Here is a 26,768-nt window from a genome sequence, read left to right as displayed (position 1 = left end):
AGTCAGAGGGGGCCCGGACGGTCAGATGGGGTCCGGACGGTCAGATGAGGTCCGGACGGTCACATGGGGCCGCCTGGGACTGGCGCGTGGGGCCATGACAGACACACGGAGCCGCGACAGCCACACGGCGAGCCGGACCCCAAAATCAGTCCGCCGCTACCGGCACCCAGTCGGGCAACGCCTCGGTCTGCTCCAACCACTCGCCGCTGGGCGCACCGCCCTCACCGGAAGCGACCACACCGCCCACGATGGCGCAGGTCGTGTCCATGTCGCCGCCCACCTGCGCGGTGGACCAGATGGCCCGCTCGAAGGCGCCGAGGCCACGGGCGGCCGACCACAGGGCGAACGGCACCGTGTCATGGGCGGTCGTACGGCGGCCACAGCCCAGGACCGCGGCGACCGTCGCCGCGTCCCCGTAGTCGAGCATGTCCCGCGCCCGGCGCAGCCCCGCGCCCACGGCACTGCGGGGCACGAGGTCGATGACGCCGTCGAGCAGCGCCTTCGGGGCGGGCGGCCCCGCGGGGTCGGCGGCCAGTGCGGCGGCGGCAGCCACCGCCATGGCTCCCACGACCGCCTCGCGGTGCTGATGGGTGGGGTAGGCGGAGATCTCCGCCTGGTGTGTCGCCTGCTCCGGATCGTCCGCGTACCAGGCGCCGAGCGGGGCGATGCGCATGGCCGCGCCGTTACCCCAGGAGCCCTGCCCCTTGAACAGTGCGGAGGCAAGCTCCCGCCAGTCCCCGCCCTCGCGGACGAGCCTGAGCAGGCGGTTCACGGCGGGGCCGTAGCCGCGGTCGAAGTCGTGGTGCTCGGCGAAGGAGAGGGCGAGCGCGTCCTGGTCGATCCGGTCGTGCCGGACCAGGATCGCGAAGACGGAACAGGCCATCTCGGTGTCGTCGGTCCACTGCCAGGGGCCAGGGGGCGCTTCCCGGCGCTTCAGCAGCGGGTAGTTCGCGGGCACGAAGAACTGAGAGCCCAGCGCGTCCCCCACCGCCAGTCCACGCAGGCTGGCCAGAGCGCGGGCCAGGCGCCGTTCGGGAGAGGAGTCAGCGGTCATCGCTGTCCCACTCTATCCGGTGACGCCATACGGTTCCGGTTCGCGCCAGCGTTCGAACGGCCGGTCCAGCGTGTATTTGCCGTCGTCACCGAGCACGAGGGTCCGCATCTCGCCGTTCCCCGGGTTCGACAGCGACTCGAACTCCGCCACCGACCAGTGGAACCAGCGCATGCAGAACAGCCGCATCGTCAGGCCATGGGTGACGAGGAGGACGTTCGGGGGGTGGTCCGGGGCCTCGAAGCTGCGGTACAGGCTCTCCAGGAACGCGCCCACCCTGTCGTACACGTCGGCCCCGGACTCACCCTGGGCGAAGCGGTAGAAGAAGTGTCCGTACGCGTCGCGGTACGCCTTCTGGAGCCTTACGTCGTCCCGGTCCTGCCAGTTTCCCCAGTCCTGCTCCCGAAGCCGCGGCTCCTCGCGCACCCGTACGAGATCGGGATCGAGCCGCAGGGCCCGGAAGGTCTCATGGGTGCGCCGGTAGGGCGAGACGTACACGCTGACCCGCTCCTGGCCGACGGCGTCCCGTAGCTGCTCGCCCGTCTCGTCCGCCTGCCGCCACCCCTTCTCGGTGAGCGCCAGCGCGTGGTCGGGTTCGCGTTCGTACACGGTGTCGTCGGCGTTTCCGGCCGACTCGCCGTGCCGGACAAGGAAGATGCGCTGCGGACGTGCCATAAGGAAACCCTAGATCGGCCGCCGCCGGACGGCCCAACCGGTCAGCCGCCCCAGCTCCATCCGGCGCAAGGGACGGACACTCGCCACCGCCCGCGCGCCGTCACACCGTCCACGACGGCTCCAGTTCCACGATGTCACCGGCCAGCGCCGCGACATCGGCCTCCGTCTGGGCACGCAACGAGAGGCGCTCCACCCGTTCCCTGCGGTATTTGCCGTGCTCGGCGGCCGAGAGCCACATCGACAGGACGAGGAACTCGTGCCCCGGCGCCTCCCCGAAGAGCCCGCGCACCATCCCCGGAGAGCCCGCCATCGCCGGGTTCCAGACCTTCTCCTGCATCAGCGCGAAGTGCTCCACGCGCGCCTCACGGACCCGGCAGTGCGCCACACGCACCACGTCGGCGTCGGAGAAGCGCGGCTCGAAGCCCGTCTTCACGTCGAAACGGTGGACGAAGAGCTTGCTCTGGATGTCCTTGAAGGTGCCCGACTGCGCGGCGGCCAGCCGGTCGTGGGAGCGTGCCATGAAGGAGTCGTAGAAGGCCCGGCTCTCCCAGAAGGCGAAGACATGCGCCACGCCCGGCCGCTCACGACTCCATCCTCCGCCCTGTCCCCGGAACCCCGGCTCCCCCAGAAGCCCCGCCCACTTCCGCTGCCCCCGCTCGAACCCCCGTCGGTCCACCACGGTGCAGCGAATCCACTTGACCAGCACCGCGCCATCGTACGGCGCCGGACGTGGCCAAGGTCATGCTCCGGCGTAGTGCACCCGGATCAGCTCGGCTCCGTCATCGACGTTCAGTTCGATACCGAACTCACGGACGAGGATCTCGCCCAACTCATGGGCGGATACGTCGCGTTCGTCCGATGTGCCGTCCGGACGGTCACCGTCAAGCGCTCGCCGACCAAGGTCCGGCGCGCGTCCGGAGCGGCCCTCTGGATCACCGGGCGGCGGATGAACGACGACTTGGGGTGGGTCGACGTGTAGTGGTTCATCACTACGTAGTCGACGGGAAGGCGTTCTTCCAGCGTGTACTCGTAGAGATCGAACCAGCCGTCCGCGTGCTCGGTCCGCAACACCCGCGCGCCGTCCGCCTCCTGGACGATCCCGAACCGCCACTCTCCCTGTCGCACGTCTTGGTTCTTCCCCGTTCCACGTCATGGCGCCCACGATCTACGCGCCCGCGCACGCACGCCACCCGCAAACCTCCGCCGGCCTCAACGGCCCTGCGCACCCGGAAACTTCAGAGATGTCAGTCATGCGTCGTAGCGTGTGCGTGGGGCATGCCGTGAGGACAAGTGGACATGTCTGGTGCGAGGGCGTCAGCCGGGACGCGAGGAGGGGACTCTGTGAGCAGTGTCAGCAAGGGGATCACAAAGGTCGAGGTGGGGCTCAAATGGGATCCGAGCCCTGTCGGATCGCCGCCGCACGATCTCGACATCATCGCCGCGACCTACTTGGCGGACGCTCCGTACGACAGCCCGGTGTACCTGGTGCACTTCGACAGTCGCGCCCCTGACGGGACCATCACCCTCAACAGGGACAGCAAGACGGGCCAGGGTTTCGGCTTCGACGAGGTCATGACCCTGGAGCTCGACCGGCTCGCGGCCACGTACGCGCGCGTGGTGGTCGGTGTGGCCATACAGCCCCACACCCACGACGACAGCGAGAAGGTCTTCGGCGACATCCCGAACACCGCGGTGCGCATCCGCACGGGACACACGGACCTGGCGCTGAACGACCTCGCCGCGGTCTCCGGATCCACGGCCGCGACGATCGCCGAGTTCACCCGGAACGAGACGGGTGCGTGGTCCTTCCGCGAGCTCATCCGCGGGTTCGACGCGGACCCGACATCCTTTGCCGCTGCGATGGGCACCGCGATCTGAGAACGGCTCCCGGAGACAGCCCGGGGTCTTCGCGTCGCGGGAAACGCCAAGGGCGGTGACGCCGATTTCTCGGCATCACCGCCCTTAGCGATCAGGCTTTACCACCGGCCAGCGCCGGGAGCTCCCGGCGCTGCGCGGGGATCAGCTGCAACCGCTGGTCGAGCCGCAGCCCTCGCAGATGTAGCAGGAGCCGGCCCGCTGCATCTTCGTGCCGCAGGAGAAGCACAGCGGCGCGTCGGCCTGGATGCCCAGCTGCATCTCGACGAGCTCGGCGCTGGTGTGCGCCTGCTGCGGAGCGGGCTTCTCCGCCTCGGTCCTCGGCGCGGCGACCGCCTTCAGGGGCTCGGTCTGCGCGGGGGCGGACCGGGCCAGGTCGTCGTCCAGGTCGGAGCTGTCCAGGGACGGCTCGTACGAACCGGTGTCCAGGTGACGCTGACGCTCCTCGGCCGAGTGGATGCCGAGCGCGGAGCGCGTCTCGAAGGGCAGGAAGTCCAGCGCCAGGCGGCGGAAGATGTAGTCGACGATCGACTGCGCCATCCGCACGTCCGGGTCGTCCGTCATGCCGGCCGGCTCGAAGCGCATGTTCGTGAACTTCGAGACGTACGTCTCCAGCGGGACGCCGTACTGCAGGCCCACGGAGACGGCGATCGAGAAGGCGTCCATCATGCCCGCGAGGGTCGAACCCTGCTTGGACATCTTCAGGAAGACCTCGCCGAGACCGTCGTCCGGGTAGGAGTTGGCGGTCATGTAGCCCTCGGCGCCACCCACGGTGAAGGAGGTGGTGATCCCCGGGCGGCCCTTGGGGAGGCGCTTGCGGACGGGGCGGTACTCGACGACCTTCTCGACGGCCTCACGGATCGTCGCCTCGGTCTTCTCGGTGACCTCGGCCTTCTCCTGCTCCTTCTTCTTGGCGGAGAGGGGCTGGCCGACCTTGCAGTTGTCGCGGTAGATGGCGAGCGCCTTGACGCCCATCTTCCACGCCTCGTAGTAGACCTCTTCGACGTCCTCGACGGTGGCGGTCTCCGGGAGGTTGACCGTCTTGGAGAGCGCGCCGGAGATCCACGGCTGGATGGCCGCCATCATGCGGACGTGACCCATCGCGGAGATGGAACGCTCGCCCATCGCGCAGTCGAAGACCTCGTAGTGCTCGGTCTTCAGGCTCGGGGCGTCGATCACATTGCCGTTCTCGGCGATGTGGGCGACGATCGCCTCGATCTGCTCCTCCTGGTAGCCCAGGCGACGCAGGGCCTGCGGCACGGTGCCGTTGACGATCTGCATCGAGCCGCCGCCGACGAGCTTCTTGAACTTGACCAGGGCGAGGTCCGGCTCCAGGCCGGTGGTGTCGCAGGACATCGCGAGACCGATGGTGCCGGTCGGGGCGATGACCGACGCCTGGGAGTTACGGAAACCGTTCTTCTCGCCGAGGCGGACGACGTCCTGCCAGGCCTCCGTGGCGGCGGCCCAGACCGGCGTGTCCAGGTCGTCCATGCGGACGGCCGCGCCGTTGGCGTCGGCGTGCTGCTTCATGACGCGCTTGTGCGGCGTGGCGTTCTTGGCGTACCCGTCGTACGGACCGACGACCGCGGCGAGTTCGGCGGAGCGCTTGTACGAGGTGCCGGTCATCAGGGAGGTGATGGCACCGGCGAGCGCGCGGCCGCCGTCCGAGTCGTAGGCGTGGCCGGTCGCCATCAGCAGGGCGCCGAGGTTGGCGTAGCCGATGCCGAGCTGGCGGAAGGCGCGGGTGTTCTCGCCGATCTTCTGCGTCGGGAAGTCCGCGAAGCAGATGGAGATGTCCATCGCGGTGATGACGAGCTCGACGACCTTGGCGAAGCGCTCGACCTCGAAGGACTGGTTGCCCAGGCCGTCGTCCTTCAGGAACTTCATCAGGTTCAGCGAGGCGAGGTTGCAGGACGTGTTGTCCAGGTGCATGTACTCGCTGCACGGGTTCGAGCCGTTGATGCGGCCGGACTCCGGGCAGGTGTGCCAGGCGTTGATGGTGTCGTCGTACTGGATGCCGGGGTCGGCACAGGCCCAGGCGGCCTCGGCCATCTTGCGGAAGAGCGACTTGGCGTCGACCTCCTCGATGACGTCACCCGTCATGCGGGACGTCAGGCCGAACTTTCCGCCCTTCTCGACCGCCTTCATGAACGTGTCGTTCACGCGGACCGAGTTGTTGGCGTTCTGGTACTGGACGGACGTGATGTCGTCGCCGCCCAGGTCCATGTCGAAGCCCGCGTCGCGCAGGGCGCGGATCTTCTCCTCTTCCTTCACCTTGGTCTCGATGAAGCCCTCGATGTCGGGGTGGTCGACGTCGAGGATGACCATCTTGGCCGCGCGGCGCGTGGCGCCGCCCGACTTGATCGTTCCTGCGGAGGCGTCGGCACCGCGCATGAAGGAGACCGGTCCCGAGGCGTTGCCGCCGGAGGAGAGCAGTTCCTTGGAAGAACGGATACGGGAGAGGTTCAGGCCGGCGCCGGAGCCGCCCTTGAAGATCATCCCCTCTTCCTTGTACCAGTCCAGGATCGAGTCCATGGAGTCGTCCACGGCCAGGATGAAGCAGGCAGAGACCTGCTGCGGCTGGGGCGTGCCGACGTTGAACCACACCGGGGAGTTGAAGCTGAAGATCTGGTGCAGGAGGGCGTACGCCAGCTCGTGCTCGAAGATCTCGGCATCGGCGGGCGAGGCGAAGTAACTGTAGTCCTCGCCGGCCTTGCGGTAGGTCTTCACGATGCGGTCGATCAGCTGCTTGAGGCCGGTCTCGCGCTGCGGGGTGCCAACGGCCCCGCGAAAGTACTTGCTGGTGACGATGTTGACCGCGTTCACCGACCAGAAGTCGGGGAACTCGACGCCACGCTGCTCGAAGTTGACCGAGCCGTCGCGCCAGTTGGTCATGACGACGTCTCGGCGCTCCCAGACCACCTCGTCGTACGGATGCACGCCGGGCGTCGTATGGATGCGCTCGATACGCAGACCCTTGCTGGCCTTGGATCCCTTGGCGCGGGAACCTCGTGCCGGGCCGCTCGTCGTCTCGGTCATGCCGCCTCCCTGTATCAGGCTAAAACGCCCTGAAGTGCCACGATGTTCCCGTGACACGGTGTTGTCTGGTGCCGCAGAGGCCGCGAGGGCATCCGCAACAGGTCTGTGTGTGTCGCCGTCGGCCGTTCGGCCGGTCAGTCGGCGGCAGTGGCGGGCACCGGGACTTCGGCAGTCCCTCCGGGCCCGCATTCGTTCGCGCCGGGCTCCCCGCCGGCGCCCTGCGGCTCTTCGTCGAGCCGCTTTTCCCGCTTGTCCCGCAGCTCGCCGACGGCAGCCTCGAAGTCGTCGAGCGAGTCGAACGCCCGGTACACGGACGCGAAGCGCAGGTAGGCCACGAGGTCCAGCTCCTGCAGCGGACCCAGTATGGCCAGACCCACGTCATGCGTGGTCAGCTCGGCGCTTCCGGTGGCCCGCACCGCTTCCTCGACCCGCTGGCCGAGCTGCGCGAGCGCGTCCTCGGTCACCGGCCGCCCCTGGCACGCCTTGCGTACGCCGTTGATCACCTTCGTACGACTGAAGGGCTCGGTCACGCCGCTGCGCTTGACCACCATCAGTGAACACGTCTCCACCGTCGTGAAACGACGGGAGCAGTCGGGGCACTGACGCCGCCTGCGGATCGACGTGCCGTCATCGGTGGTCCTGCTGTCGACCACGCGACTGTCGGGGTGCCTGCAGAAGGGGCAGTGCATGGAACTCCCAACCCTCCTTCAAGACACGACTCGTAGGCCTCACCGGGCCCGTGAGGCCCTCGAAGCAGCCCCAAGCATAGGCGATGCCCCGGGCCTGAAAAGACCGGGGACCACAACTTCTGGGCCGTGGTTGCAATCCAACCACTAGATCTGGGGTTTGGCCGTACATCCGACCCCAGCGCGTGTCGCGCGCCCGGGCCACGTCGTGAAGGTTACGAGTCCACTGCGCGCGACCCACAGGAAGGGGGGCGGTACGGGATCGACCGAGCAACGAGTGGCAGTATGAGAGCCCCACCGAGGGGGCCGCGATCCCGGCGGTGAAGCGTACCGTAATCAACCGAAATGCCATTCGGCTCGAACGTTAGCCATACACCCAGACGCATGATCACGGCAGACCTTCTGCGATTTTTCACTCGAACGTGTGTTTGGCGCAACCTTTCGAAAGCAACTACCGTTGGCTAACTAGGGAGAACATTCTCGAGAGGGGCCGACCGACGTGACCACCACCGCAGACAGTGCCACCATCACTGCTCAGGACCGCCAGAGCCGACTCGAGCCGGTGCATGCCATGAGTGACGCAGACACGAACCAGGAGGGCGCCAAGCCCACTCGCTCCCTACCGGGCCGACCTCCAGGTATCCGCGCCGACAGCTCGGGCCTCACCGACCGGCAGCGTCGTGTCATCGAGGTCATCAGGGACTCGGTGCAGCGGCGCGGCTACCCGCCGTCGATGCGCGAGATCGGCCAGGCGGTGGGCCTCTCCAGCACGTCGTCGGTCGCCCACCAGCTGATGGCCCTGGAGCGCAAGGGTTTCCTGCGCCGTGACCCGCACCGCCCCCGGGCGTACGAGGTGCGCGGCTCGGACCAGCCGAGCAGCCAGCCCACCGACACGGCGGGCAAGCCCGCCGCTTCGTATGTCCCGCTGGTCGGCCGTATCGCAGCCGGTGGTCCGATCCTCGCCGAGGAGTCGGTCGAAGACGTCTTCCCGCTCCCCCGGCAGCTCGTCGGTGACGGTGAGCTCTTCGTCCTCAAGGTCGTCGGCGACTCCATGATCGAAGCCGCGATCTGTGACGGGGACTGGGTGACGGTCCGCCGCCAGCCCGTCGCGGAGAACGGCGACATCGTCGCCGCCATGCTCGACGGCGAAGCGACGGTCAAGCGGTTCAAGCGCGAAGACGGTCACGTATGGCTGCTGCCTCACAACTCCGCGTATCAGCCCATCCCCGGTGACGAGGCGACGATCCTCGGCAAGGTGGTGGCGGTGCTGCGGCGGGTGTGAGCCACCGCCCCCGACCGGGCCCCGGAACCAACTGCGCCGGTTCCGGGGCCCTGCTGCGTCCGGAGGGCCGGTCGCGGGCTGCTTCCGCGCCGCGCCGCCGCTCCTCCGCTACTCCTCGTCTGCCTCGCCCTTGTCGGCGTCCTTGATCGTGACCGTGGCCTTGGCCGCCGCGTCGATCGCGGCCAAGGAGCGGCGCGCCTGATTACGGTCCGTCGTGTACCAGAAGTCCGGCAACGAGGCCTTCAGATAGCTGCCGTAGCGCGCCGTGGCGAGCCGGGGGTCCAGGACGGCGACGACGCCCCGGTCCGCGGAGGCCCGCACGAGACGCCCCGCTCCCTGCGCCATCAGAAGCGCCGCATGCGTCGCGGCGATGGCCATGAAGCCATTGCCGCCGTTGTCGTCCACCGCCTTCTGGCGTGCGCTCATCAGCGGGTCGTCGGGACGCGGGAAGGGGATCTTGTCCATGACCACCAACTGACAGCTGTCGCCCGGCACATCGACGCCCTGCCACAGGGAGAGCGTCCCGAACAGGCAGGTCTGCGGGTCCGCCGCGAAGTTCTTGATCAGCTCGCCCAGCGTCTCCTCGCCCTGCAACAGGATGGGCATGTCCAGGCGGCCGCGCAGCTCCTCCGCGGCGTTCTGGGCGGCGCGCATGGACGAGAACAGACCGAGCGTACGGCCGCCTGCCGCCTCGATCAGTTCGGCCAGCTCCTCGATCATGTCGGTGCGCGTGCCCTCACGGCCCGGCCGGGCCAGGTGCTGGGCCACGTACAGGATCCCCTGCTTGCGGTAGTCGAAGGGCGAGCCGACGTCCAGGCCCTTCCAGGCGGGGGCGTCCTCGGACTCGGTGCCCTCGGGAGAGAGGCCCAGAGACGCTCCCACGCCGTTGAAGTCGCCGCCGAGCTTGAGGGTGGCCGACGTCAGGACCACGGAGCGGTCGCTGAAGAGCTTCTCGCGGAGCAGGCCCGACACGGACATGGGCGCCACCCGCAGGGAGGCTCCGAAGCGGTCGTGACGCTCGTACCAGACGACGTCCCACTCGGAGCCGTTCGAAATGCGCTCCGCCACGTCGTGGATCGACTCGACGGAGGCGAGGGCCTGCTTGCGTACGGCGTCCTCGTCCTGGACCGACTTGTCGCGGGTGGAGCCGAGCGCCGAGATGACCGTCCGCGCGGCGTCGCGCAGGGCCATCAGTGCGTACCCGAGGTCTTCCGGAATCTCTTCGAGGCGGCCGGGGAGGGCCAGCTCCATCACCCGCTCGAAGCCTTCGGACGCGGTCTGGAGCTGATCGGCCGCCTTTTCGTTGACGAGCTTGGCGGCTCGGCGCACCGCGCGGCTGACCTGGCCGGGGGTGAGCTCGCCGGTGGCGACACCGGTGACCCTGGAGACCAGCTCATGGGCCTCGTCCACGATCAGCACCTCGTGCTGGGGAAGGACGGGAGCGCCCTCGATGGCGTCGATCGCGAGGAGGGCGTGGTTGGTGACCACGACCTCGGAGAGCTTGGCCCGCTCGCGCGCCGCCTCGGCGAAGCACTCCGCTCCGTAGGCACACTTCGACGCTCCCAGGCACTCCCTGGAGGAGACGGACACCTGGGACCAGGCGCGGTCGGAGACTCCGGGGGTGAGGTCGTCCCGGTCGCCGGTCTCCGTCTCGTCCGCCCAGTCGCGCATCCGCAGCAGGTCCTGGCCGAGCCTGCTGGTCGGGGCGGCGGCCTCGAACTGGTCGAAGAGCCCGGGCCCCTCCTCCTCTTCCTGCGGCACGCCTTCGTGCAGGCGGTGCAGGCACAGGTAGTTCGAGCGGCCCTTGAGCATGGCGAACTGGGGGCGGCGGCGCAGCAGGGGATGCAGGGCGTCGACCGTCCGCGGCAGGTCGCGCTCCACGAGCTGGCGCTGCAGCGCGAGCGTGGCGGTCGCGACCACCACGCGCTCGCCGTGCGCGAGGGCGGGCACCAGATAGCCGAGGGACTTGCCCGTGCCGGTACCGGCCTGGATCAGGAGGTGGGAGCCGTCGTCGATCGCCTCGGCGACGGTCTCGGCCATCGTCACCTGGCCAGGGCGCTCCGTGCCGCCGACGGCGGTGACGGCGGCGTGCAGGAGCTCGGGAAGGGAGGGCTTTGTCATAGCGCGACCACCCTACGGGTCTCCACTGACAATCCCTCGATCAAGGCCGGTGGAGGGGGTTGGGCACGGTCCCGTGCACGGCGGCGTGCGGGCGCTCGGGACGGTCCCGGTATCCGTCGAGGTGGAGCCTGTTCCGGTTGAGGCAGAGCCGCTCGATGCGGGGGGTGAGCAGGTCGAACATGTCGTATCGCTCCCTGAGCTTCGGGGCGCGGGCCTGATGGCGGAGGATCTCGGCGCGGACGAGACCCCAGAATTCGGTCTCCGGGACGCCCAGCTGCTCGTGGCACAGCGGGGCGAGGTAGCGGAAAACCCCCACGAAGAGCCCCGAGTGGATGAACTGCGTGAGGAAATCGGGCCGTTCGGTGAGCAGTACGTCCCGTACGTCGTCCGGCATCGACGCGTGCTCCGGAAGCGCCTCGGCACTGACGTTGACGTCGTCGACGAAGTCCTTGACCGCGAGCCGGACGGGCACGTCCCGTTCGTCGAAGACGACGATGGCGTTCTCCCCGTGGGGCGAGAACACGGTGCCGTACCGGTACAGGAACTGCAGGAGCGGAGGGAGCAGGGCGGCGAAGAGACGCCGCAGCCACACATCGGGGGCAAGGCGCGAGCGCTCGACGAGCTCGGCGACGAAGGCCCTTCCTTGCGGGTCGGTCTGCAGTAAGGAGGCGAGGGTGCGGGCGCGCTCACCGGGAGCGAGATACCGGGTGATCGGCTCGCGCCAGATCGCGCCGAGCAGTTCCTTGTACTGGTAAGGGACCTCGGGAAGCCCGTCGTACAGCGGGTGCTCGACGGTCACCGACGCGACCTCGCCGAGCAGGATCACCCGGCATTCGTCCCGCAGGAAGGGGTCCGCGTCGCGCACGGCGTGCATCCAGGCGGTGACGGCGGGGGCGGCCAGGGTGCGCTCGGTGGGGAGCCCGCGCCACACCAGGGTGTTGAGGACCGACAGCGGCAGCTTGACCGTGTGGCGGTCGGGCCGGGTCAGGTTGAGGAACGTACGAATGGACTGCTGGGGCAGCCGCAGATCGCTGTCGGCGGCGAGGGGGACGATCATTCCCGCGGCCACGGAAGGGGCGAAGAGGGGCAGGACGATGTCGTCCCACTGCCACGGATGCACCGGCAAGTAGAGGTAGGCGTGCGGGTCGAGTCCGCGTGCCCTGAGTATGTCCGCGAAGGCCTCCCGTGTGGCGGAGGGGAGTTCGCGTGTGTACAGCTCCTCCGCGGCCTCCAGGCCGGCGACGCCCCGATAGACGGCGAGTTCGTTGTGCACCGCGATCCAGGGAAGCCGCGTGGTGCGGCGGGCCTCGGGCGCCCACCGGGCGGTGTCGCTCGCGGAGAACCCGATGCGGCCCTTGTTGAGCACGAGCCAGGGGTGGCCGGTCTGCTGCCCTTCGAGTTCCGCGTAGTCGAGATCGGCGAGCTGCGCCGCGGTGAGGGCGGTCTGGTCGAGCCGGGCGTCGGCGGCAAGCGTGACGGTCAGCTCGCGGATGAGGTGGCCGAGCGTGGCGCCGTCGATTCCCAGGGTGCGGCGGGCCCTGGCCAGGAAACGGAGGGGGTCGCTGAAGGGGAGCGGCGGGCCCTCGCCCTCGGCCAGCGTCAGGGTTGCCGGGTCGACGTACCAGCTGCCGTACGAGCCGCGGCGCGCGCGGAAGAGGAGCCGTCCCCCGTCCTCGGCGTCCAGGCCGAAGCTGTAGCTCTGCGACTCGCCTTCGTCGCCCGGACCGGCCGGGATGGGCTCGATGATCTCCTCGTAGGCGAACTCCGCGACCATTTTGGCGAGGAGGCGACGCCCTGCCTTCGCCCACCGATCCGTGGTCAGCTCGGGTGGGTCGTAGAGAACGGACGGTTCTCGGGATGTCGAGTGAATCGTCGGATTCGGCACGGGGACTCCTCAGGGAGGGAACCGGATCAGGTCGAGCGGTGCACCACGTCGAGCGGTGTACCAAGAGTGACGGGTCAGAGCACTGCGCGAAGAGCCCGGTCCCGGACCATGAGCGCCGCGCGCTTGTCGGGCAGATCCACCTCCGCAGAGAAGCGGAATCCGGCGCTCAGGAATGCGGAGACGGAGGGGGTGTTGCGCAGGTCGGGTTCCGCGACGACGCGTGCGCTTGCGGCCCGGTGGTCGAGCACGAGGTCCGCGACAGCTCTCAGCAGAGAGGTGCCGAGTCCCCGGCCGCGGTCGGCGACACCACCGATGAGGAGATGCAGGCCGGTGTCGTGCGGGCGGGCCGGATAGTGCCGGGCCAGGCCGTCCAGATCGGCACGGTAGATCTCCCAATAGCTCATCGGCGTGCCGTCCAGGACGCCGAGGCAGGGGACGCTGCGGCCGTCGCCGTCGAGCTGTCCGCGCAGATGTGCCTCCGTGACGGCGTCGGGGCCGGCCAGCTCCCAGAATGCCGCCACGGCGGGGTCGTTCATCCACCGGCTGATGAGGGACAGATCGCGTTCGACGCATACAGGGACGAGTTGGAAGACACCGGCAGGGGTGGTCGCGGGGCCCCAGTCGGCGACGTTGTCGAGCAGATCGTCGGCCGACGATCTGACCGCCGGTGCGGGAGCACGCTCTGCCGTGCGTACGTCGGCGCCTTCGCCTTCCCCGGTGTGCGTCTCCCGCGCTTCGTCCGCGTGACCCGGATGACCCGCGTCACCCGGTTCGCCCGGTTCGCCCGTGCCGAACAGGGCGATGAGTTCGTCCGGGAGTCGCAGGTCGAGGGTGTCCTGGGCGTCCGCCCTGTCGGCGGCGGAGGACTCGGTGGCGGACTCGGGGGCGGTCTCGGTTCCGGCGTCGGTACTCGCGTCAGGCGGAGGCACGGCGTCGCTCCTCTCAGGAAAGGCGGGTCATGTTCCTCAGGAATGCAGGGGGTTGGCGATGGAGACGTAGACGGACTGGGTGTCCACCGGGCCCACCAGTTCGTCGAGTCCTCGGAGCCGGGTCAGCAGGTTGGCCTTGCACCGCAGCACGGGTGAGTCGAGAAGCAGGGCGGGAAGGGACGTACGCAGAGCGGCGGGACCCGAGGCGACATCGCCGAGGAAGCGCCGGAACGCCGCGAGCAGCAGCCGCTCGTCGGCCAGGCGTTGGGCTCCGAGCGCTCCGATGAGGCCGAGGACGTTGTTGATGCCGAGGTAGTAGGCGAAGCGCTCGTCCGCCACCTCGTCGGACACGAACGAGTCGCTGTGCTCGCCGATGCCGGGGAGCCGTCGTTCCAGTTCGGCCCGCCGGGACTCGCGGTAGTAGTAGCCCTGGTTGTCGCGGTACCGGCCGCCCACGGGCCAGCCGTCGGGGTCGAGCAGCAGGAGGGTGTTCTGCTGGTGGGCCTCCAGGGCGACGCCTGCCTCGCTGTCCAGCCAGAGCACGGGGCGTACGACGTTCTCCAGGTAGCGCAGGAACCACTCCGTGGCTGCGGCACCCACTGAGCGGCCCGTCCGACCTGCTAGGCAGGTGACGATCTCGCCGAGCCGGGAGAGCATCGGGGCGTGGTCATGCCCGGTGGAGTGCGGTGACGGCCTGGGCGAGACGAGCCCTGCGATGCAGGTGACGTCGTCGCCGGGGCCGAAGGGGTTGTGGCGGATCATGACGTCGAGTCCGGCGACGGGCGCTCCGTCGGGGCCGGTCACGGCGAGCCAGGCCGGGTCGCGGATCACGTCGAACCCCGGGTGGGCTGCCAGCCACTGCTCGGCGAGGCCGCTGCGGAGCAGCCGGTGGACCTCGACGCCGCGGTGGAGTTCCTTGCGGAGATTCTCCCGGCGGGAGTTGGTGATGCGCAGGCCGAGCGAGAGCTTCAGCATGGCTGCGGCGCCCGAGCGGTAGAGGGTGCGCACGGAGGAGGTCGGGTACCACGGTGCGCCGTGCGGGCCGAGGTCCTGGAGGAGCCCGGCTTCCAGGAGCGCGGCGGTCGCGGGGCGGTGCCTGAGCTCACGGATCTGCCACGGGTGCAGGGGCAGGGCGGCGCGGCCTTCCGGCAGCGACAGGTCGGGGCCCGCGAGGCGGGCGGTGAGCTGCTCGGCCGGGAGGGTGCGGCCACGCTCGGTCCAGGCCGAGTCCGCGGCGAGCACGGAGGCGTCGACGGCGAGCCAGTGCAGCGCGAAGGCGCCGCGCAACTCCGGTGAGTAGAGCCGGGACTCGGTGTCGGAGAGCCCTTCGCGGCTCTTGGGCGTGGGGTGCAGGGGGTGGCCGAGGACCAGGGACTGTTCGGCGGCGAGAAAGAGGTCGGGCTCGTCGACGGGGTTGCTGCGGCGGTCGGCGATGAAGGTGGCCGTGCGCCGCACCGAGTCGGCGACGCGGCCGACGAGGTCCCCTCCCTCGACTCGCTCGCCGTCGATGCCGCAGCCGGTGCCGGAGGCGGAGTAGGTGGCGCCGCCGACGTCGACGCCGGTGAGACCGGCCTCTTCCTGTGGCACCCCGTGCTCGCCCTGGCCGCCGGGCTCCTCTGCCCGCTCCCCCGCGTGCCCCTCCGGATCGGCGGCTTCTGTCCGCGTGCCCGTCTCGCGTCCCAGGAGCGCGGCGACGGTGACGGCGTCCGCCGGGGGCGCGCTCTGGGGGCCGTCTTCCAGGTACGGGAGGCCGAATCGGTGCCAGCCGGTGGCCGACCAGTAGTGGACGGGGACGAGGAGGGCGGTGCCGCTGGCGTCGAGCGGGATGCGCAGGGCGCCGTGCTCGGGGGCGGGGAAGTTGTTCTCGCGTACCCAGCAGCGCAGGAGGTTCTCGATGGCCGCGACTTGTGCGGCGGTGTGCGGATCGGGGTGCTCCAGGAAATCGGCGGTTCCGCCTGGCAGCCGCTCGGTGTGCCGGCCTCCCTTCTGCCGGGGAACCGTACCGGGCTCCGCCACCAGCGCGGATTGCTGGCCGCACACCTTCGGGGCGCGGAGCTGGGGTGGGCCGTCAGATGCGGGAGTGGCGTTCAAGAGGCTTCCTTGTGCGGTCGTTCGGGCTCCGGGGGGACGGGCTGGAGCTCTGCTGATGTCTCTCGGCCGTCGGCGGGACGGCCCGGTTGCGGCGTGGCTATCCGTGGTGCGGGCGTGCCGCGGCGGAGATCGCGTCGGCGAGGCGGTCCAGGATCGCTGCCGCCTGCTCGTCCGTGATCGTGAGAGGAGGAAGGAGGCGTACGACACTGGAGTGCCGCCCTCCCAGCTCGACGATGAGTCCGCGGCGCAGGCATTCCCGTTGCACCTCGGCGGCGAGTTCGGGGGCCGGGGGAAGCGGTCGTGGGGAACGGCCCGGGGACAGCAGGCCGGTGGTCGCCGGCCGGGCGCCGGGCTCGGGCCCGTCCGCGGCAGCCGGGTTCACCAGTTCGACGCCGATCATCAGGCCTCTGCCGCGGACGTCGCCGATACAGGGGTGCTCGGCGGCCAGGGACCGCAAGTGGGTGAGCATGCGGGCGCCCAGGACTCCGGCGCGTTCCGCGAGGCCGTTCTCACGGACGTACGCGAGGGTGGCCGCGCCAGCCGCCATGGCGAGCTGGTTGCCCCGGAAGGTGCCCGCGTGCGCGCCGGGGGGCCAGACGTCGAGGTCGTCGCGGTAGACCACGACGGCCAGGGGCAGGCTGCCGCCGATGGCCTTGGAGAGCACCATCACGTCCGGGACGACGCCGCTGTGCTCGACGGCCCAGAACGCGCCGGTGCGCCCGACGCCGGTCTGGACCTCGTCCGCGATGAGCGGGATCGAGCGCGCGGCGGTGATCGCCCGCATCCGGCGCAGCCAGTCGTCGGGGGCGGGGATCACTCCGCCCTCGCCCTGCACGGGTTCGAGGATCATTCCGGCGGGCCGGAGCACACCCGATTTGGTGTCGTCCAGGAGGCTTTCGGTCCAGCGGGCCGCGACTTCGGCGCCGTCCGCGCCGCCGATCCCGAACGGGCAGCGGTAGTCCTGCGGATAGGGCAGCCGCGCGACCCGTACGTCCGTCGCGCCCCCGGATGCTTCGAGCGCCCCTGCCGTCATCCCGTGATAGGCGCCGGTGAAGGCGAGCATGCCGTCGCGACCGGTCGCCGTGCGCACGAGCTTCAGCGCCGCTTCCACCGCGTCCGTGCCGGCGGGTCCGCAGAACTGGATCCGCGCACGGTCGGCGAGTCCGCGGGGCAGCGTGCGGAAGAGCTCGGTGGTGAACGCGTCCTTCACCGGCGTCGCGAGATCGAGGACATGCAGCGGCGCCCCCGAGTCGAGAACCTTTCTGATCGCTTCGAGCACGACCGGATGGTTGTGCCCGAGGGCCAGGGTCCCCGCACCCGAGAGGCAGTCGAGGTAGCGCCGTCCGTCGGCGCCCTCGATGGTCAGACCGCGCGCGCGGACCGGCACGATCGGCAGGGCGCGCGCGTAGGTGCGCGCCGCCGACTCGCGCGCCGACTGGCGTCGCAGGATCCCCTCGTGTGCTGCGGAGTGCGCCGCGGAAACCGCCGCGGGTGCCGGCTCGGTCACGGCCACGACTGTTGGACCTCCCGCTGGGTGGGCGCGTCCCGCGTGATCCGGGCCGGTGCGCCGACGAGTTGGCAGGGGAGATGAACGCAGGCCGCCAGCCCCCCGTACGTACCAACGACTGGGGCTGCGGAGGAACACGGGTCATCGGAAGATCCTTGCCGTGACGGAACCGTTGCCGTTCCGTCGGTTGTCCCCTACGGCACCGGCATAGTGTGAGGTGCCGTTCATCCGACAAGTGGGTGGGCAGCGCAACGGAAATAACGTGCTCAACGCACCGTTTGGCAGGCGGTGTCCGGCATGCGAACGATCTCGAAGCCCAGGGGGAATCTCTCTATGCGACCCATACGCCCGCTCAATGCCGCTCGTCGTGGGAGGAGCGCGCGCGGCAGAACCTCCCCTGTGGCGGCCGCTGTCGCCATCGGCGCGGCACTCGTCCTGACCGCGACGGCCTGCGGCCCGAGCGAGGACAACGCGGGCGACGAGGCATCCGCGTCCCAGCCCGCCGACGACGGCAACAACGACGGCAACGGCGACGGCAAGGTCAAGATCCCGCAGGACATCCAGGACCGGCTCAAGGAGCACGGCATCGACCTGGACAAGTGGAAGAACGGGGCCTGGAAGGACTTCAGCAAGGACGACTGGCTCCGCGAGGCCGGTGACTTCGTCAACCCGATCATCGAGGGCCTGTGGGACTCGGACCGCATGCGGGACGCGGACAAGAACCCCGACCGCGGTGTCGACGACAACGACATCTCCGGTGACCAGGGCGTGACCGACCCGACTCCCGAGCCGGTGGAAGCGGCGGCCGTGAAGACGCCGTACGACGCCAGCGTTCCCGAGTCGGGCAAGCTGTTCTTCGACGGCCCCGACGGCTCGATGGTCTGCTCGGCCACCGTCGTCGAGGACCCCGCGCACCCCGGCAAGTCCAACATGGTGTGGACCGCGGGTCACTGCGTGCACGCCGGCGCCCAGGGCGGCTGGTACCGCAACATCGCCTTCGTCCCCTCGTACAACAACACCGGCAAGTCGACCGCCGAGCTGGAGAACACCCCCAAGGAAGAGGTCGCTCCGCACGGTGTCTGGTGGGGTGACTGGGCACAGACCTCCGACCAGTGGATCGAGAAGGGCGGCCCGACGGGCGGCACCGGCGCACCCTACGACTTCGCGGTCATTCACGTGACGCCCGAGAAGGGCAGCGAGGGCAAGTCCCTCGAGGAGCAGGTCGGTTCGGCGCTCCCGGTGGACTTCAACGCCCCGGCCGTTCCGCGGATCTCCGAGATGACGGCGACCGGCTACCCCGCCGCTCCGCCGTTCGACGGCCAGAAGGCGTTCCAGTGCGCCGACAAGCCGGGCCGGCTCTCGATCAGCAAGCCCGAGCCGACGATGTACCGCATCGGCTGCACGATGACCGGTGGTTCGTCCGGCGGCGGCTGGGTCGCCAAGGGTTCGGACGGCAAGCCCGCCCTGGTGTCCAACACCTCCATCGGCCCGGTGACGGCAGGCTGGCTCGCCGGTCCGCGCCTCGGCAAGGAGGCCAAGGGCATCTACGGCGCGGTGAGCAAGAAGTTCGCCGGCCAGTAGAAGACCGGCAGCAAAGAAGTAACGGCAGCAGACGAGTAAGTGCCTGATGCATGACGGCGGGGTCGCCTGAAACCTTCACGACCCCGCCGTCATTCGTCCCCAATCGCACAGGCATAGTGAGGTGTTGCTTCGGCGGGAAGCCCTCGGGGTCTCCGCGGCCGCAGATGACACGTACATGGCAATTGCAGCAATCACACGTTCACTTCGGGGGTTACAGCTTCATGCGTTCCATACGTGCGCCCTACGCGCGCAGTCGCGGGCAGCGTCTCGCACTCGCCGCCACCGGGCTCGCCGCGGCTCTGGCACTCACCGCCACCGCCTGCGGCCCCAGCGAGGACAAGGCCGCCGACAAGGCCGATTCCGGCACCTCGCAGGGCGCCGACAAGGGTTCCGACACCGGCTCCGACAACGGTTCCGACGCCAAGCTGCCCGGCGGCCTCGCCGACAAGCTGAAGAAGCACGGCATCGACCCGGACAAGTGGAAGAACGGCGGCTGGAAGAACTTCGAGAAGGGGGACTGGCTCCGCGAGGCCAAGGACTTCGTCAACCCGGTCATCGAGGGGCTCTGGAAGCCCGAGCGGATGAAGGACGCCAAGGACCCGAACAAGACGATCGCCGCGAAGGACGCCCCTTCCGACCAGGGCGCGACCGACCCCGAGCCGTCGCCGGTCCAGGCCAAGCGCGAGAAGACGCCGTACCACGAGAACGCAGCCCCGGTCGGCAAGATCTTCTTCGACGCTCCCGCGGGCTCGATGGTCTGCTCCGGCACGGTCGTGAAGGACCCGCGCAACCCGGGCAAGTCGAACCTCGTGTGGACCGCGGGCCACTGCGTGCACGCCGGCGCCGAAGGCGGCTGGTACCGCAACATCACCTTCGTGCCTGCCTACAACGACCTCGGCAAGTCCGAGGCCGAGCTGAGCAACGCCGCCCCGCAGGAAGTCGCCCCCTACGGCCAGTACTGGGCCGACTGGGTCTCGACCTCCGCCGAGTGGATCGACCAGGGCGCCGCTTCGGGCGGTGCCGGTGCGCCGTACGACTACGCCGTGATGCACGTGAAGCCGCAGCAGGGCTCCAAGTCCCTCGAGGAGACCGTCGGCAACGCGCTGCCCGTCGACTTCACGGCTCCGGCCACGCAGAGCGTGAGCTCGATGGGCGCCTGGGGCTACCCCGCCGCTCCCCCGTACAACGGCCAGATCATGCACAAGTGCATCGACAAGCCGGGCCGTCTCTCGCTGACCTCCGCCCAGCCGACGATGTACCGCATCGGCTGCACCATGACCGGCGGTTCGTCCGGCGGCGGCTGGTTCCGGATGGTGGGCGGCAAGACCCAGCTGGTCTCGAACACCTCGATCGGCCCGGCCGAGAACACCTGGCTGGCCGGACCGCAGCTGGGCAAGGGCGCCGAGCAGGTCTACGACATGATGAGCAAGAAGTACGGCTCGCAGTAGCCGCACGGCGGACCACGTCCGCACCTCGCACCTGACGCGGCGAAGGCCCGCCCCCTACGAGAGGGGGCGGGCCTTCGCCATGTGGTCCGCGCGCCACGCGGTCCGGGGCTGGGCTCAGCCCGCGACTGGGACGTACGGCGCGAGGTCCGCGGCCAGTTCCGCGTGCACCTTCGCCTTGAGCAGCGTGCCCTCGGCGGTGTGCTCCTCGGAGAGCACCTCGCCCTCGGCGTGCGCCCGCGAGATGAGCTGTCCCTGCGTGTACGGAACGAGGGCCTCGATCTCGACCTCGGGCCGCGGCAGTTCGGCGTCGATCAGCGCGAGCAGCTCTTCGATGCCCGCGCCCGTGCGCGCGGAGACCGCGATCGCGTGCTTCTCGTTGCGCAGCAGCCGCTGGAGGACCAGCGGATCGGCCGCGTCCGCCTTGTTCACGATCACGATCTCGGGCACGTCGGTCGCGCCGACGTCCCTGATCACCTCGCGCACGGCGGCCAGCTGCTCCTCCGGCACCGGGTGCGAACCGTCCACCACGTGCAGGATCAGGTCGGACTCGCCGACCTCTTCCATCGTGGAGCGGAACGCCTCGACGAGGTGGTGCGGCAGATGCCGTACGAACCCGACGGTGTCGGCCAGGGTGTAGATCCGGCCGCTCGGCGTCTCGGCCCGGCGCACGGTCGGGTCGAGGGTGGCGAACAGGGCGTTCTCCACCAGGACGCCCGCACCCGTGAGGCGGTTGAGCAGGGAGGACTTGCCCGCGTTCGTGTATCCGGCGATCGCGACCGAGGGCACCTTGTTGCGCTTGCGCTCCTGGCGCTTGATCTCGCGGCCCGTCTTCATCTCCGCGATCTCCCGGCGCATCTTCGCCATCTTCTCGCGGATCCGACGGCGGTCCGTCTCGATCTTGGTCTCACCGGGACCACGGGTCGCCATGCCGCCGCCACCGCTGGATCCGCCGCCGCCCATCTGACGGGAGAGCGACTGACCCCAGCCTCGCAGGCGCGGGAGCATGTACTGCATCTGGGCAAGGGCGACCTGCGCCTTGCCCTCTCGGGACTTGGCGTGCTGGGCGAAGATGTCGAGGATCAGGGCGGTCCTGTCGACCACCTTGACCTTGACGACGTCTTCGAGGTGAATCAGCTGGCCGGGGCTCAGCTCACCGTCACACACGACGGTGTCGGCCCCGGTCTCGAGGACGATGTCGCGCAGCCCCTGGGCCTTGCCGGATCCGATGTACGTCGCCGGGTCGGGCTTGTCGCGGCGCTGAATGACACCGTCGAGCACGAGCGCGCCCGCCGTCTCGGCGAGGGCGGCCAGCTCGGCGACGGAGTTCTCCGCGTCCTGCACTGTGCCCGAGGTCCACACCCCGACGAGGACCACGCGCTCCAGGCGGAGCTGGCGGTACTCGACTTCGGTGACGTCCTCGAGCTCGGTGGAGAGGCCGGCGACGCGGCGCAGAGCCGCGCGCTCGGAGCGGTCGAACTGTTCGCCGTCCCGCTCTCCGTCGATCTCGTGGCTCCAGGCGACGTCCTCTTCCATCAGGGCATCGGCCCGAAGACCTTCGGGGTAGTTCTGCGCGAAGCTCTGCGCGTCCTGGGAAGGGGAAGAAGAGGAGGTCATTGGATCCTTACGTCGATGGGATTCTTCATGGTGGTCAACGCTCGGGGCCGCCCCGTGATTCCCCGGACCGGCCGGCACGGGCCCCGAGATACCCCCGAAGGGTTTTCCCGGACCCGCGGCGGCGCCGACCTGAAGATGGTTGCACGGAACGGCCCGTCTCGTCACTTGGGTTATTCCCGGGTTATTTCCCGGCAGGAGCCGCCTTACGCCAGTCCGGGTGCCCAGGCATCGCCGGTGTCTTCGCGCCGTACAGCCACGCGTCGAAGAATCCGCCCAGATCACGGCCCGCGACGGTCGAGGCGAGGCGCACGAAGTCCGCGGTCGTCGCGTTCCCGTCCCGGTGGGTCCGCACCCAGAGCCGCTCCAGGCGCTCGAAGGCCGGCTTCCCGATCTCCTGCCGCAGCGCGTAGAGCACCAGCGCACTGCCGTCGTACACGACGGGCCGGAAGATGCTGATCTTCTGTCCCGGCGCGGGCCCCTTCGGGGCGGCCGGCGGTCCGCCCGCGGCGCGCCAGCTGTCCGACTGCCGGTAGGCCTCACGCATGCGCCGCTGGAGGGGCTTGTCCGCCTTCTCCTCGGCGAAGAGCGCCTCGTACCAGGTGGCGTGTCCTTCGTTGAGCCAGAGATCGGACCAGGTGGCGGGGCTGACGCTGTCGCCGAACCACTGGTGCGCCAGCTCGTGGACCATGATCGAGTCCACGTACCACTCGGGGTACTCGGGCCGCTTGAACAGGTCGCTCTCGAAGAGGGAGAGGGTCTGCGTCTCGAGTTCGAAGCCTGTCTGCGCCTGCGCCATCAGGACGCCGTACGTCTCGAAGGGGTAGCGGCCTACCTTGTCCTCCATCCAGCCGATCTGGTCGGGCGTCTTCTTGAGCCAGCGCTCGAGGACCTTGCGGTCCTTGGTGGGCACCACGTCGCGTACGGGCAGGCCGTGCGGCCCGGTGCGGTGCACCACGGTGGAGCGGCCGATGGACACCTGCGCCAGTTCCGTGGCCATGGGGTGCTGGGTGCGGAAGGCGCGCGTCGTGGTGGCTCCCCTGTGCGCCGTGCCGACGGGCAGGCCGTTGGCGACGGCGGTGAGCCCCTTGGGGGTGGTGATGCGGAACGTGAACATCGCCTTGTCGGCGGGGTGGTCGTTGGACGGGAACACTCGGTGCCCGGCGTCGGCCTGATTGGCCATGGCGAGCCCGTCGGCCGTGGGCACCCAGCCGCCGTCCCGGTCCTTCGTGGGCCGGGGATCACTGGTGTGCCGGACGGTGATCCGCATCCCCTCGCCCTGGTTCAGGGGCTGGGGCGGCGTGACGACCAGGTCCTCGCCGGTGGATTCGAAGCGGGCGGGAGCGCCGTTGACCTCGACGGAGCGGACCTTGCCGTGGGCGAAGTCGAGGTTGATCAGCTCCAGCGGGGCGGTGGTGCGGGCGTCGATCACCGTCGTGGCGTCGAGCGGCTTCTTGTTGGAGCCGCGGTACGTGAAGTCGATGTCGTACGACATGACGTCGTAGCCGGGGTTGCCCAGGTGCGGGAAGAGCCGGTCGCCGATGCCGAGCGGTTTGACCGGTGCCGGTGCGGAAGCGGCGAGCAGGGTGGCGGAGGTGGCCGCGGCCAGGAGCGCGGTCGCGATGCGAAGGGTCTTCGACCGCGAGGCCCTGACCCGGGGGGTGAGCAGCATGAACTACCGCTATCAGCGCGGACCTACCGCGCCGGGGTCAACGCGCGCCGGGCCACTCGAACGAGTCGCCAGTAGGCGGCTGCCGCGACGCCCGGCACCCCCTGGCGCGCTGCTACGAGTTCGCCGACGCCGGGTGCTGGGCCCGGCTGACGTCGTACACCCCCGGCACGGCGCGCATCGCCCGCATCAGCCCCGGAAGGTGGTCGGCGTCGGGGAGTTGCAGCGTGTACGTGTGGCGCACGCGCTGCTGGCTCGGCGGCTCGACGGTGGCCGACATGACTTCGACGCCCTCCAGGGCGATGGCCTCGGTGAGGTCGGCCATCAGATGCGCGCGACCGAACGATTCAGCGATCAGCGTGACCCGGCACTCCGCGCTGTCCCCCCAGTGCACTCCGACCTCGGCGCGCCCCACTTCCTTCATGCGCGCGACCGCCGGGCACTCGACGCGGTGCACGGTGACGACGCCGCCGCGCACGGCGAAGGCGGTCACCTCGTCGGGCGGCACGGGCGTACAACACCCCGCGAGACGTACGCTCGCGCCCTCCCTGTCCACGACGGCGTTCGCCGCGGCGGGGCGCGGGAAGTCGGCGGCCTGCGGCGGGGGAACGGGCTTCTCCGGGGTCGACGCCGAGGGCGCCGACGCGGGCGTGGGGTGGGTGGTGAGCCAGCGCCGGATGGCGATGCGGGCGCCGGGCGTGCGCGCGTGTTCGAGCCACTCGCGGGAGGGCCCGGCCGCCGCGTCCTGTCCCATGAGGAGCTGGACCGTGTCGCCGTCCCGCAGGACCGTGCTCAGCGTCGCCAGACGGCCGTTGACACGTGCTCCGATGCAGGCGTGGGCGTCTTCGCCGTACTGGGCGTAGGCGGCGTCCACGCAGCTCGCACCTGCGGGCAGTCCCAGGGTGCCGCCGTCGGGGCGGAAGACGGCGATCTCGCGGTCCTGGGCGAGGTCTTCGCGGAGGGTGGACCAGAACGTGTCCGGGTCGGGGGCCGCTTCCTGCCAGTCGAGGAGGCGGGAGAGCCAGCCGGGCCGGGTCGGGTCGGCGCGCTCGCCCTCGACCGCGTCCTCGGACAGTCCGGAGCCGGAATCGGACTGCTCCTCCGAAGGAGGAGCGTACGGATTGCGCAGGGCGACGACGCCGGCCTCGGCCACCTTGTGCATCTGGTGCGTACGGATGAGGACTTCGGCGACCTCTCCGTCCGGGCGGGCCACGGCCGTGTGCAGCGACTGGTAGAGGTTGAACTTCGGTACGGCGATGAAGTCCTTGAACTCCGAGACCACCGGCGTGAAGCAGGTGTGCAGCTCGCCGAGGACTCCGTAGCAGTCCGCGTCCTCGTTCACCAGGACCAGGATCCGCCCGAAGTCCGCCGCACGCATCTCGCCGCGTTTGCGGTGCACCCGGTGGACCGAGACGAAGTGCCGCGGCCTGATGAGGACTTCGGCCGCGATGTCCGCCTCACGCAGAACCGTCCGGACGTCGTCGGCCGTCTCTTCCAGGGGGTCGCCGCCGACCACCGCGTTGTCCGCGATCAGCTCCTGGACCCGGGAGTACTCCTCCGGGTGGAGGATCGCGAAGACGAGGTCCTCCAGCTCGGTCTTGAGCGCCTGTACGCCGAGGCGCTCGGCGAGCGGAATGAGCACGTCCCGCGTCACCTTGGCGATCCGCGCCTGTTTCTCGGGGCGCATGACACCGAGCGTGCGCATGTTGTGCAGGCGGTCGGCGAGCTTGATCGACATGACGCGTACGTCGTTGCCGGTGGCCACGAGCATCTTGCGGAAGGTCTCGGGCTCGGCGGCCGCTCCGTAGTCGACCTTCTCCAGCTTCGTGACGCCGTCGACGAGATAGCAGACGTCGTCGCCGAACTCCGTACGCACCTGGTCGAGCGTCACATCCGTGTCCTCGACGGTGTCGTGGAGCAGCGACGCGGTCAAGGTGGTGATCTCGGCACCCAGTTGGGCGAGGATCAGGGTCACCGCGAGCGGATGTGTGATGTACGGCTCACCGCTCTTGCGCATCTGGCCGCGGTGCGAGGACTCCGCAAGGACCCACGCACGGCGCAGCGGCTCCAGATCCGCGTCCGGATAGTGGGCCCGGTGGGCTTCCGCCACATGGCCGATCGCGTCCGGCAACCGGTCCCGGGTGGCGGGCCCCATGAGGGCAGCGCGACCGAGCCTGCGCAGGTCAAGCCGCGGACGACCGCGCCTGCGCTGCCCTGCGGGCGTCGCGGCACCAGACATCGCAGGGTTTGTAGCCTCCGCACTCATGGGCACCTCCGGCTGCTCCGACCGGCGGTGAGCGGACGGCGGCATGCTCTGTCCGGGCCGGTGCTTGATGCTACCGAGCCCATCACGCGCCGCTGACCGCCTCTCGCCGAGCGTGAAACGGATCACCCATTCGAGCGACAGTTCACGGGTTTACAGTTTCGAGCCATTCCGCGTCGATTTCGCCTTCGGCGACGATCACCGCGGGACCCGTCATCTCGATCTCTCCGTCGGGACGCTCGGTGATCACCAGGCGCCCACCAGGGAGATCGACGGTATAGGTGACCGGCGTACCGGTCGTCGCAGGGTCCTGCCCGTCCCTGCGGGCCGCCGCGACGGCGACGGCGCACGCGCCCGTGCCGCACGAGCGGGTCTCGCCGGAACCGCGCTCATGCACGCGCATGGCGACGTGACGAGGACCACGGTCGACGACGAATTCGACGTTCACGCCCTGCGGGTAGGCCGAGGCGGGGCTGAACGGCGGCGGGTCGTACAGGTTCCCCGCGTGGGCCAGGTCGTCCACGAAGGCGACCGCGTGCGGGTTGCCCATGTTCACGTTGCGCGCGGGCCAGTGGCGGTCGGCCACGGAGACGGTGACGTCCTGGTCTTCGGGGAGGAACGCTTTGCCCATGCCGACGGTGATGTCCCCGCCGGCCGCGGCCTTGGCGATGTGCACGGTCTTGACGCCGCCACGGGTGGCGACGGCCAGATCGCCCTCGCCCACCAGTCCGGCGTGCTGGAGATAGCGGGCGAAGACGCGCACTCCGTTGCCGCACATCTCGGCGATCGAACCGTCGCCGTTGCGGTAGTCCATGAACCACTCGGCCTCGGCGGCCAGGTGGCGTGCCTCGGGGTGCGCCGCGGACCGCACGACATGGAGCAGGCCGTCGCCGCCGATGCCCGCGCGGCGGTCGCACAGGGCGGCCACGGCGGCTTGGGGCAGCTCGACGGCGTTGTCCGGGTCCGGGACGATCACGAAGTCGTTCTCGGTCCCGTGCCCCTTGAGGAAGGCGATCCGCGTGCTCATTCCTCGATCGTACGGGGTGCCGATGACA

At 69.8% G+C, this 26,768-nt stretch carries 19 protein-coding genes; 4 read left to right on the top strand and 15 right to left on the bottom strand.

The features are described from left to right. Positions 1-145 precede the first annotated feature (145 nt). The 4 genes from ABZ906_RS00315 to ABZ906_RS00300 form a co-directional block, all read right to left on the bottom strand. Positions 146-1,054, bottom strand: a complete 909-nt coding sequence (locus ABZ906_RS00315; RefSeq protein WP_361375615.1) for an ADP-ribosylglycohydrolase family protein — start codon at positions 1,052-1,054, stop codon at positions 146-148. 12 nt (positions 1,055-1,066) lie between these two features. Beyond that, positions 1,067-1,726 (bottom strand): histidine phosphatase family protein, encoded by a 660-nt coding sequence (locus ABZ906_RS00310; protein WP_361197815.1) that lies wholly within the window; start codon positions 1,724-1,726, stop codon positions 1,067-1,069. Positions 1,727-1,826: 100 nt separating this feature from the next. Next, positions 1,827-2,432 (bottom strand): YdbC family protein, encoded by a 606-nt coding sequence (locus ABZ906_RS00305; protein WP_361197818.1) that lies wholly within the window; start codon positions 2,430-2,432, stop codon positions 1,827-1,829. A gap of 83 nt (positions 2,433-2,515) precedes the next feature. Then, positions 2,516-2,851 carry an arylamine N-acetyltransferase gene (locus ABZ906_RS00300; protein WP_361375612.1) on the bottom strand — a complete coding sequence of 112 codons (336 nt, stop codon included), beginning with the start codon at positions 2,849-2,851 and terminating at the stop codon, positions 2,516-2,518. A gap of 216 nt (positions 2,852-3,067) precedes the next feature. On the opposite strand from ABZ906_RS00300, the gene ABZ906_RS00295 reads away from it, so the two are divergent. After that, positions 3,068-3,604 carry a TerD family protein gene (locus ABZ906_RS00295; protein ID WP_361197824.1) on the top strand — a complete coding sequence of 179 codons (537 nt, stop codon included), beginning with the start codon at positions 3,068-3,070 and terminating at the stop codon, positions 3,602-3,604. Between the two features lie 141 nt (positions 3,605-3,745). Here ABZ906_RS00295 and ABZ906_RS00290 read toward each other — a convergent pair whose 3' ends face one another. Both ABZ906_RS00290 and nrdR read right to left on the bottom strand, forming a co-directional pair. Continuing rightward, complete coding sequence (locus ABZ906_RS00290) at positions 3,746-6,640, bottom strand: vitamin B12-dependent ribonucleotide reductase (RefSeq protein WP_361197827.1); 2,895 nt, start codon at positions 6,638-6,640, stop codon at positions 3,746-3,748. A 134-nt stretch (positions 6,641-6,774) separates the two neighbouring features. Continuing rightward, positions 6,775-7,329, bottom strand: coding sequence for a transcriptional regulator NrdR (gene nrdR, locus ABZ906_RS00285; protein WP_361197830.1), 555 nt, complete (start codon positions 7,327-7,329; stop codon positions 6,775-6,777). Positions 7,330-7,825: 496 nt separating this feature from the next. Here nrdR and lexA point away from each other — a divergent pair, with 496 nt between their 5' ends. After that, the gene (lexA, locus tag ABZ906_RS00280) at positions 7,826-8,608 is read left to right on the top strand and encodes a transcriptional repressor LexA (protein WP_190085118.1); all 783 of its coding nucleotides are present in this window, start codon (positions 7,826-7,828) and stop codon (positions 8,606-8,608) included. Positions 8,609-8,716: 108 nt separating this feature from the next. Here the strand turns inward: lexA and ABZ906_RS00275 are convergent, their stop codons facing one another. The 5 genes from ABZ906_RS00275 to ABZ906_RS00255 form a co-directional block, all read right to left on the bottom strand. After that, positions 8,717-10,729, bottom strand: a complete 2,013-nt coding sequence (locus ABZ906_RS00275) for an ATP-dependent DNA helicase (protein WP_361375609.1) — start codon at positions 10,727-10,729, stop codon at positions 8,717-8,719. A gap of 40 nt (positions 10,730-10,769) precedes the next feature. Continuing rightward, positions 10,770-12,614 carry an IucA/IucC family siderophore biosynthesis protein gene (locus ABZ906_RS00270; protein WP_361375606.1) on the bottom strand — a complete coding sequence of 615 codons (1,845 nt, stop codon included), beginning with the start codon at positions 12,612-12,614 and terminating at the stop codon, positions 10,770-10,772. A 74-nt stretch (positions 12,615-12,688) separates the two neighbouring features. Further along, the gene (locus ABZ906_RS00265; protein ID WP_361375603.1) at positions 12,689-13,543 is read right to left on the bottom strand and encodes a GNAT family N-acetyltransferase; all 855 of its coding nucleotides are present in this window, start codon (positions 13,541-13,543) and stop codon (positions 12,689-12,691) included. 36 nt (positions 13,544-13,579) lie between these two features. Next, a complete protein-coding gene (locus ABZ906_RS00260) occupies positions 13,580-15,559 on the bottom strand; it encodes an IucA/IucC family protein (protein ID WP_361377980.1) in 1,980 nt (659 codons plus the stop codon). 172 nt (positions 15,560-15,731) lie between these two features. Next, the gene (locus tag ABZ906_RS00255) at positions 15,732-17,147 is read right to left on the bottom strand and encodes a diaminobutyrate--2-oxoglutarate transaminase family protein (RefSeq protein ID WP_361375600.1); all 1,416 of its coding nucleotides are present in this window, start codon (positions 17,145-17,147) and stop codon (positions 15,732-15,734) included. Positions 17,148-17,474: 327 nt separating this feature from the next. On the opposite strand from ABZ906_RS00255, the gene ABZ906_RS00250 reads away from it, so the two are divergent. Both ABZ906_RS00250 and ABZ906_RS00245 read left to right on the top strand, forming a co-directional pair. After that, the gene (locus tag ABZ906_RS00250; protein ID WP_361375597.1) at positions 17,475-18,722 is read left to right on the top strand and encodes a hypothetical protein; all 1,248 of its coding nucleotides are present in this window, start codon (positions 17,475-17,477) and stop codon (positions 18,720-18,722) included. Positions 18,723-18,943: 221 nt separating this feature from the next. Then, positions 18,944-20,170, top strand: coding sequence for a hypothetical protein (locus ABZ906_RS00245; protein WP_361375594.1), 1,227 nt, complete (start codon positions 18,944-18,946; stop codon positions 20,168-20,170). A 114-nt stretch (positions 20,171-20,284) separates the two neighbouring features. Here the strand turns inward: ABZ906_RS00245 and hflX are convergent, their stop codons facing one another. The 4 genes from hflX to dapF all read right to left on the bottom strand — a co-directional run bounded on the left by hflX (position 20,285) and on the right by dapF (position 26,740). Further along, entirely contained in the window at positions 20,285-21,784 is a 1,500-nt protein-coding gene (gene hflX, locus ABZ906_RS00240) for a GTPase HflX (protein WP_361375591.1), read from the bottom strand. Between the two features lie 181 nt (positions 21,785-21,965). Beyond that, positions 21,966-23,453 (bottom strand): M1 family metallopeptidase, encoded by a 1,488-nt coding sequence (locus ABZ906_RS00235; RefSeq protein WP_361197854.1) that lies wholly within the window; start codon positions 23,451-23,453, stop codon positions 21,966-21,968. Positions 23,454-23,565: 112 nt separating this feature from the next. Continuing rightward, positions 23,566-25,716, bottom strand: a complete 2,151-nt coding sequence (locus ABZ906_RS00230) for an HD domain-containing protein (protein WP_361197857.1) — start codon at positions 25,714-25,716, stop codon at positions 23,566-23,568. A 142-nt stretch (positions 25,717-25,858) separates the two neighbouring features. Continuing rightward, on the bottom strand, positions 25,859-26,740 hold the full coding sequence (gene dapF, locus ABZ906_RS00225) for a diaminopimelate epimerase (RefSeq protein ID WP_361375588.1): 882 nt from the start codon (positions 26,738-26,740) through the stop codon (positions 25,859-25,861). Positions 26,741-26,768 lie beyond the last annotated feature (28 nt).

It is taken from the genome of Streptomyces sp. NPDC046925 (assembly GCF_040644915.1).
In the GTDB taxonomy this organism is placed as follows: Bacteria; Actinomycetota; Actinomycetes; order Streptomycetales; family Streptomycetaceae; genus Streptomyces.
The sequence above is the reverse complement of the archived record's forward strand: the minus strand, read 5'-3'. Positions and strand labels throughout refer to the sequence as shown.